Source organism: Streptomyces sp. NRRL B-24572 (genome assembly GCF_002156145.1).
Lineage (GTDB): Bacteria > Actinomycetota > Actinomycetes > Streptomycetales > Streptomycetaceae > Streptomyces > Streptomyces vietnamensis.
The window spans coordinates 1-2,552 of the sequence record NZ_MWIG01000997.1 but is presented as its reverse complement, the minus strand read 5'-3'; the positions used below and the strand labels follow the sequence as shown (position 1 = coordinate 2,552).

Here is a 2,552-nt window from a genome sequence, read left to right as displayed (position 1 = left end):
CCTCGAAGGAACGCCCCACCCGTCGCACCTCAACAGGGACCTTGAAGAACAGCGCCGCCATCACCTCCAACGAGCCCTTCGGCGGCTGGGCCAAGGCCTTCACCGCCCCCGCCTCGCCCTCACCCGGGCCCGAGCCCGGGCCCGGGCCGAACGCGCTGAGGCCGGTTGATCTGGTCCTGCCTGTCCGCTGCCCCGTCGCCGCCGAGGAAGGTCCCGGACGAGAATCGGAGACCGGACTGCCGGCGAAGGGGAGATGGCCGTGAGGCACACACTGAACTTGTGGCGTCAAGAGCTCGGAGAGGTCCCCGAGTCGATCTGGCGACAGACTGAGCTCGATGTGCTGATCCTCGCGGACAACGGACTCACGGCCCTCCCGCCGGACATCGGGCAGCTCCACCGGCTGAAAACCCTGGACCTCGGCCACAACGCGCTGACGTCGGTGCCCGAAGAACTCGGCAAGCTGACCGAGCTCGGCGACTGCCTCTACCTGCACGACAACCAGCTGTCCCGACTCCCCGATTCTTTGGGAAACCTGACCCGTTTGCGTTACCTCAACATCGGCGAGAACCTGCTCACCACCCTGCCGGAGACCATCGGTGGGATGAGCGGCCTCATCGAGTTCAGAGCGCAGCACAACCGGCTCACCGCCCTGCCCGATGCCATCGGCCGGCTCCGCAGCCTGCGTGAGCTGTGGCTCCGAGGGAACGCGATCGAGCACTTGCCGTCGTCGACAGCCAAGCTGCACGAACTGCGTCACCTGGACCTACGCGAGAACTCCTTGACCGAGGTGCCGGAGACACTCGCCCGCCTCCCGCGGCTGCGTCAGATCGACCTGCGGAGCAACAACCTCGGCCGGCTGCCCGACTGGCTCGCCCTGATGCCATCGCTGGAGAAACTGGATCTGCGTTGGAACGAGGTCGATCCCTCCCTACCGCTCCTCGGCGAGCTGGAGCGGCTGGGGTGCGTCGTCCTGACCTGACGGCGACGCCCCCTCGCGCCACAGTGCTGCTGTTTCTCCTGGACAAACACGAGCGAGTCGATCGCCCAACGCCGCTGAGACTCGTCAACAAACGCTGCTGCTGGAGATGAACGAGGCCAGCACGCCCATGCCGCGCCGAAATCGGGGTGCCGGGGACGCCGTTGCCTTGTGATACTGCTCCGATGATCGACCTGCCTGCCGCCGTGCTGGACTCGCTGTCCGGGCTCGCCTTCGGTGACGCCTTCGGCGACCGCTGGTTCGGCATCCTGCGCCGCGAAGGCACCGCAGCCCTGGAGACACGGATCCTGCCCCCGGAACCGCTGTGGCTGTGGACCGACGACACCGCGCAGGCGCTCGTGCTCGTCCGGGAACTCGCCGAGAGCGGCGGCACCGTCGACCAGGACCGGCTCGCCCTGCGCCTCGCCGAGGCCTACGCCGACGACACGCACCGCGGTTACGGAGCCTCCATGCACGACGTGCTCCGCCGGATCGGCGCGGGCGAGCCCTGGCGGGGCGTGGTCGCCGGACAGTTCGGCGGCCAGGGCTCCTGGGGCAACGGCGCGGCCATGCGTGTGGCCCCGCTCGGCGCCTGGCTCGCCGACGACCTCGACGCCGTGGCCGAGCAGGCCGCCGCGCAGAGCGTGGTCTCGCACCACCACCCGGAGGCGGTCGCCGGAGCGGTGGCGGTGGCCCTCGCCGCGGCCCTGGCGACCCGCAGCCGCGGCGGGCCCGCGCCGGCCCGCCCGGACCTCCTCCGGGCGGTCGCCGCGCGGCTCCCCGACAGCGACGTCCGGTCCGGGCTGCGGATCGCGGCCCGGATGCCGGCGCACACCTCGGTCCGGCACGCCGCCGAGGTCCTGGGCTCCGGCTACCGGATGTCCGGTCCCGACACCGTCCCGTACGCCCTGTGGTGCGCGGCCGGGCACCTCGACGACCTGCACGAGGGTCTGTGGTCCACCGTCGTCGGACGCGGCGACATCGACACCACGTGTGCCGTCGCGGGCGGGGTCATCGCCGCTCGTACGGGCGTCGCCGCCCTCCCGCCCGCCTGGCACGCGGCCCGCGAACCGCTGCCGCCGGTTGCGTCGCGGTAGGAACCATGAGGCCCGTGCGTCCGTCCGGCAGGGGGCACGGCTCGAGACGGCAGCTGCGACCCTCCCGCAGGGGGCGGAGAGCGGTCGGCCCTCTCGGGGATGGCTTCGAGTACGAAGGGCCCGTCCCTGTGCAGGCGGGGACCCGGCCGCGAGCTCGGCGGCGGCGGTGCAGCAGACGCGGTGTCCGTGTCGACCGCGGCCCGATCGAGGGCGACGGGCAATACGGTCTTGCGGCGCCGGGAGATCCGGCGAACAGGGCTTTGGAGGCGGCGTCGAGGAGGCGCAGAGGGGCCGGGGTCAGACGGCGGGCCGGGAGACGAAGACCCGCTCCAGCAGGGTGTACAGGCGGTCCCTGTCCTGGTCGTCGAGTCCGTCCAGGCCCTCCTGCGTGGTGCGCATCTTCGCGCGGATCGCGTCGGTGACGCGCTCGCCCTCGGCGGTGAGGATGACGTTCTTGACGCGCCGGTCGGAGGCGTCGG

The 2,552-nt window shown here is 71.7% G+C and carries 2 protein-coding genes and 1 pseudogene; 2 read left to right on the top strand and 1 reads right to left on the bottom strand.

Going from position 1 to position 2,552, the window contains the following annotated elements:
• Positions 1-253 precede the first annotated feature (253 nt).
• Together CCN56_RS39335 and CCN56_RS39330 are read left to right on the top strand one after the other, a co-directional pair.
• The gene (locus CCN56_RS39335; protein WP_086832394.1) at positions 254-979 is read left to right on the top strand and encodes a leucine-rich repeat domain-containing protein; all 726 of its coding nucleotides are present in this window, start codon (positions 254-256) and stop codon (positions 977-979) included.
• Positions 980-1,161: 182 nt separating this feature from the next.
• Positions 1,162-2,073 carry an ADP-ribosylglycohydrolase family protein gene (locus CCN56_RS39330; RefSeq protein ID WP_086832393.1) on the top strand — a complete coding sequence of 304 codons (912 nt, stop codon included), beginning with the start codon at positions 1,162-1,164 and terminating at the stop codon, positions 2,071-2,073.
• A gap of 297 nt (positions 2,074-2,370) precedes the next feature.
• On the opposite strand, the pseudogene CCN56_RS39325 reads toward CCN56_RS39330, so the two are convergent.
• Positions 2,371-2,552, bottom strand: a pseudogene (locus CCN56_RS39325) (MarR family transcriptional regulator); the annotation flags it as partial.